Here is a 4,890-nt window from a genome sequence, read left to right on the forward strand (position 1 = left end):
GGTGGGAAGAGCCGTAGTCCGAAAGGGCGCAGTCAGGGTCCCTGTCCGGTCTGTCCCGCTTCGTCGGTTGCGTCGTGCTGGTAGACCGGCCGTATGGCCAACCGCTCCAGGACCGCCGCGGCGGGCCTTGCGCTGCTCTCGCTCGGCGTCACCGCGGGCGCTCCGGCTCAGGCCGATCGCGACGACGATCCGAAGGCGCGGCCCCCCGTCACCATCGACGTCCGCACCGCCGATCGCACCCTCTCGGACGGCGCCACCGCCACGTACACCATCACCGTCCGCAACCGCACCGCCAAGCGCCTGCCGAACACGCAGGTCACTCAGCTGATGCCGGACTCGCTCCGGCACGTCCGCTCACAGCCGGCCGGCTCCGCGGACGCCACCGGCCGCCAGGTCACCTGGCGGCTGCGGCTGGCCCCGGGGGGCGAGGCGAAGCTGACCATGACGGGGCGGGTCGGCACTCCGGCCGAGGATGCCGGTTCCCAGACCCGCGTAGCCCCGCCGTCGGGCCCCGCCAAGGGCGCCGACGGCCAGGTCGTCCAGGCGGGCCACACCGTGGCCGAGCCGGAGCGCCGCGGGCCGCGGGTCTCCACGACGGTGTGCGTACGGGCGAAGGACAAGGGCGACCTGCTCACCTGCGCCACCGCGAGCTCCCCGTACACCAAGGTGTTCTGGCAGGTCAGCCGGGTGCACACGGCGGTGAGCGCGGCCATCGCGCTGCTCATCGGCGTCGTGGGAGTGGTGCTGCTGCGCCGCCGCCGGGCGGCCGGCGACGAGACGACGCCGACGGGCGGCCCGGGCGAACAGCGCTGAGCGCAGCGCCTAAGCGGGCGCCTTAGCCAGCACCGCCGGCTGCTGCGGCAGCTGATACACGCTCTTCCCATACCAGGCATACGCGGCCGCATAGCCGAAGGCCAGGCAGATCATGCCGCCGACCGCGTCCATCCAGAAGTGGTTCGCGGTCGCCATGATCACGAAGATCGTCGCCATCGGATACAGCGCGCCCAGGATCCGCGCCCACGGCGCCTTCGCCAGCATCACGATGGTGATCCCGCACCACAGCGACCAGCCGGTGTGCATCGACGGCATGGCGGCGTACTGGTTGGAGACGTTCGCCAGGTTCCCCGACGACGTCGATCCCCAGGTGCCGTGCACCTGCACGGTGTCGATGAAGACCGTGTCCGTCATCAGCCGCGGCGGGGCCAGCGGGTACAGGTAATAGCCGATCAGCGCCGCGAACGTGGTCACCGCGAGGGTCAGCCGGACGGCGCCGTAGCGCCCCGGGTGCTTGCGGTACAGCCAGACGAAGACGGCGATCGTGATGACGTAATGGAGCGTGGAGTAGTAGTAATTCATCGAGACGACGAGCCAGTGCACGCCGTCGACCGCGTGATTGATCGAGTCCTCGAAGGCCAGCCCCAGCTTCGCCTGGAACGCCCAGATGTCGTCGGCGTGCGCGAGCGCCTTGTCCTCGTGCTCCGGGACCGAGTTACGGATCAGCGAGTAGACGTAGTAACTCACCGCGATCAGCAGGATCTCGAACCACACCCGCGGCGCCCGCGGAGCGCGCAGACGCTCGAGGAGGCTCGGGCCGTCGCCACCCGCCGACTCGTCCCGGGACCGGGCAGCGTCCGACTGCGGAGTGACCTGACGGTCTTCGAGCGTCCTCGCAATCTCGGCTGGCCGGGGAGCAACACCCCGGGAAATCGACTGACCCATGGATGAATAGTCTGCCAGAAGCAGGGGACACCCCCGATCATCCCCCGGTCCCGTCCGCCGTCCCCGGTCTCGTCCCGGAGTCGGAGGTGGGGGCCCTGTGGCCCTAGGGGGAGGGGACGTGTGTCCCCTGATCCTAGGGGGAGGGGACGTGTGTCCCCCACCAGACACACGTATCGGCCGGCACCCGCAGTACGCCTTCGACCGGGGCCGCCACCGGCCCGGACCCCAGCAGCAGCCGCGTGCCGCCCGCCACCGGTACCCCGACCTCCCGCGCTCCCGTATTCACGATGCAGCGGAAGCCGTCCCCGCGGCGGAAGGCGAGCACCCCCTCGGGCGACTCCTCCCACGCCAGCGGCCCGTCCAGCCCGCGCCGCAGCTTGAGCGCGGCCCGATAGAGCGCGAGCGTGGACCCCGGATCACCTTCCTGTGCCGCTACGGTCAACCCACCCCAGTCCGCCGGCTGCGGCAGCCACGAGCCATCCGCCCCGAACCCGTACGGCGCCGCATCCCCCGACCACGGCAGCGGCACCCGGCAGCCGTCCCGGAGCCCGTCCTGCCCGGCGGTGCGCTGGAAGGCGGGGTCCTGGCGGGCGGCGTCCGGGAGGTCGGTGACCTCGGGGAGGCCGAGTTCCTCGCCCTGGTAGACGTACGCGGCACCGGGCAGCGCCAGCGACAGCAGGGCGGCGGCGCGGGCGCGGGCGAGGGAGCCGTAGCGGGTGCGCGGGCGGACCACGTCGTGATTCCCCAGCACCCAGGTGGCGGGGGCTCCTACCGCGCCGAGGGCGTCGGCCGACTGATCGATGGCCTCGCGCAGCTCGCCGGCGTCCCATGCGCAGGCGAGAAAGTGGAAGTTGAAGGCCTGGTGGAGTTCGTCCGGGCGGACGTAGAGGGCCAGGCGCTCGGGGGTCGGGGCCCAGGCCTCGGCGACGCCGATGCGGTCGCCGTTGCCGTCGGTGTCGTAGGAGTCGAGGAGCTTGCGCCAGGCGCGGTGGATGTCGTGGACCCCGTCCTGGTCGAAGAAGGGGAGGATCTGCTTCCCGATGAGCTTGGCCTGCTCGCCGTGGCCGATGTCCGGCATCCCGGGCGCCTTGACCATGCCGTGGGCGACGTCGATACGGAAGCCGTCGACGCCGCGGTCGAGCCAGAAGCGCAGGATGTCCTCGAATTCGGCGCGGACTTCCGGGTGTTCCCAGTTGAGGTCGGGTTGCTCGGGGGCGAAGAGGTGCAGGTACCAGGAGCCGTCGGGCGTGCGGGTCCAGGCGGGGCCGCCGAAGACGGACTCCCAGTCGTTGGGCGGCTCGGGGCTCGGCGGGCGGAAGTGATAGCGCTCGCGGCCGGATCCGCCGGCGAGGGCCTGCTGGAACCAGGGATGCCGGTCGGAGGTGTGGTTGGGCACGATGTCGACGATCACGCGCAGGCCCAGTCGATGCGCCTCCCGGATGAACTCCTCCGCGTCCGCCAGCACCCCGTACATCGGGTCGACGGTGCGGTAGTCGGCGACGTCGTAGCCGCCGTCGGCTTGAGGGGAGGCGTAGAAGGGCGTCAGCCATACGGCATCCACGCCCAGTCCCGCGAGGTAGGGGAGCCGGGTGCGGGCGCCGGCGAGGTCGCCGTTGCCGTCGCCGTCGGAGTCCGCGAAGGAGCGTACGTAGATCTGGTAGATCACCGCGTCCCGCCACCAGCCGGCGGCCGCCCGGTTTGGCCGGCCTGCTCGGCCTGCTCGGCCTGCCGGGGCTGCCGTAGGGGCGGAAGGGGTCTCCTGCTGGGTCATGTGCGTCCTCTCGTGCGGTGATCACGATGGTCAACGCCACGAACCGGTGTCGGGTGACGGTGACGTGACACGAGTGCTACGCCGGGTATCTTCACGTGCGCCGGGAGTCGTCTCGTTCGGGTTTGGTGGTATTGATGGAGGTTTTGCAGGCGGGCGGCTGGGGGCTGCTCGCGGGCCTCGCCCTGGTTCTCGGTGCCGCGATCGGCTACTTCGCGCGGGTCCCGCGGGAGGCGGTGGCGCTCGTGATGGCCTTCGGGTCGGGAGTTCTCATTTCCGCGATGTCCTTCGAGCTGATCGCGGAGGCGCATGAGCAGGGCGGGCTGCTCCCGACGACGCTCGGTGCGCTGGGCGGCGCGACCGCGTACACCCTCGCCAACGTGGTCCTGGCGCGCCGTGGTGCCCGCCATCGGAAGCGCTCCGGCGCCGCGGCCGTGGCCCGCCAGCCCGCGGAGGACGAGCAACCCGGCTCCGGCGCCGCGATCGCGCTGGGTGCGGCGCTGGACGGCATCCCCGAGTCGGTGGTGATCGGCGCGAGCCTGCTGGCGGGGGGCGGCGTCAGCGCGGCGACGGTGGCGGCGGTCTTCATCAGCAACGTGCCGGAGGGGCTGTCGAGCGCGGCCGGGATGCGGGAGGCGCGGCGTTCACCGGCGTATGTCTTCGGGCTGTGGGGTGGGATCGCGCTGCTGAGTGGGGTGGCGGCGTTGGTGGGTTATGCGGTGCTCGGGGATGCGTCCGGGACGGTGCTGGCGGCGATCACTGCTGTGGCGGCGGGGGCGATTCTGGCGATGGTCGCCGACACGATGATTCCTGAGGCGTTTTCGGATGCTCAGTTGTGGACGGGGTTGGTGACGGTGGTGGGGTTTTTGTGTGCGTTTGCTATGTCACATGCGTGAGGTCGGGTCCTTCGGCTTCTTCGGGGCCTTCAGCTCCTTTTCGAGCAGGGTGAAGGAGCGGGTGCCGCCGCCGGCGACGGGCTTGCCTTCCTTGGTGCCTACGGGGGCGTAGCCGGCGGCCTCGTAATACGCCCGCAGGCGCGGGTTCGTGGCCAGGCAGTCGAGGCGAGCGAGGGTGCGGCCGACTTCGGCGATCCGGGATTCGGCGTTGCGGAGGAGCGTGCGGCCGGTGCCGGGTGGGGCGACGGTGGTGTCGGTCATGAGGCGGTGGATGTAGCCGGCGGTGGGGGGCTGGGGGCCCCAGGCGGGCTCGTCGTCCCACCAGAGTTCGTAGGCGCCGAGGGGGGTGCCGTCGTCTGCTTCGGCGAGCCAGATCTCGCCTTTGGTGAGGATGCTGCGGAAGTGGTCTTCGCCCATTTCGTGGGGGTGCCACTGGTCGATTCCCGCGGCGAGGAGGCGGTTGGCGGCGGTGTTGCGGAGGGTGACGAGGGTGGGGAGGTCGTGGGG

At 71.3% G+C, this 4,890-nt stretch carries 5 protein-coding genes; 2 read left to right on the top strand and 3 right to left on the bottom strand.

Features of this window, described 5'->3' with window-relative positions:
* Nucleotides 1-93: 93 nt before the first annotated feature.
* Complete coding sequence (locus G5C51_RS39830) at nt 94-813, top strand: DUF11 domain-containing protein (RefSeq protein ID WP_165245478.1); 720 nt, start codon at nt 94-96, stop codon at nt 811-813.
* A 9-nt stretch (nt 814-822) separates the two neighbouring features.
* Here the strand turns inward: G5C51_RS39830 and G5C51_RS39835 are convergent, their stop codons facing one another.
* Complete coding sequence (locus tag G5C51_RS39835) at nt 823-1,572, bottom strand: phosphatase PAP2 family protein (protein ID WP_165245485.1); 750 nt, start codon at nt 1,570-1,572, stop codon at nt 823-825.
* Nucleotides 1,573-1,852: 280 nt separating this feature from the next.
* Nucleotides 1,853-3,490, bottom strand: coding sequence for a glycoside hydrolase family 13 protein (locus tag G5C51_RS39840; RefSeq protein ID WP_165245480.1), 1,638 nt, complete (start codon nt 3,488-3,490; stop codon nt 1,853-1,855).
* Nucleotides 3,491-3,621: 131 nt separating this feature from the next.
* Between G5C51_RS39840 and G5C51_RS39845 the strand changes: the two genes are divergently transcribed.
* Nucleotides 3,622-4,383, top strand: coding sequence for a ZIP family metal transporter (locus tag G5C51_RS39845; RefSeq protein WP_165245481.1), 762 nt, complete (start codon nt 3,622-3,624; stop codon nt 4,381-4,383).
* Here G5C51_RS39845 and G5C51_RS39850 read toward each other — a convergent pair.
* Nucleotides 4,372-4,890, bottom strand: a 519-nt coding sequence (locus tag G5C51_RS39850; RefSeq protein WP_165245483.1) for a GNAT family N-acetyltransferase, incomplete at its 5' end; no start/stop codon positions are given. The two genes, G5C51_RS39845 and G5C51_RS39850, sit on opposite strands and share 12 nt — an antisense overlap.

The sequence above is a fragment of the Streptomyces coryli genome, assembly GCF_011044975.1.
In the GTDB taxonomy this organism is placed as follows: domain Bacteria; phylum Actinomycetota; class Actinomycetes; order Streptomycetales; family Streptomycetaceae; genus Streptomyces; species Streptomyces coryli.

What these genes read in the sequence shown, in the direction of transcription:
- G5C51_RS39840 (WP_165245480.1), bottom strand. Translation starts at nt 3,490, where the DNA reads ATGACCCAGCAGGAGACCCCTTCCGCCCCTACGGCAGCCCCGGCAGGC.
- G5C51_RS39830 (WP_165245478.1), top strand. Translation starts at nt 94, where the DNA reads ATGGCCAACCGCTCCAGGACCGCCGCGGCGGGCCTTGCGCTGCTCTCG.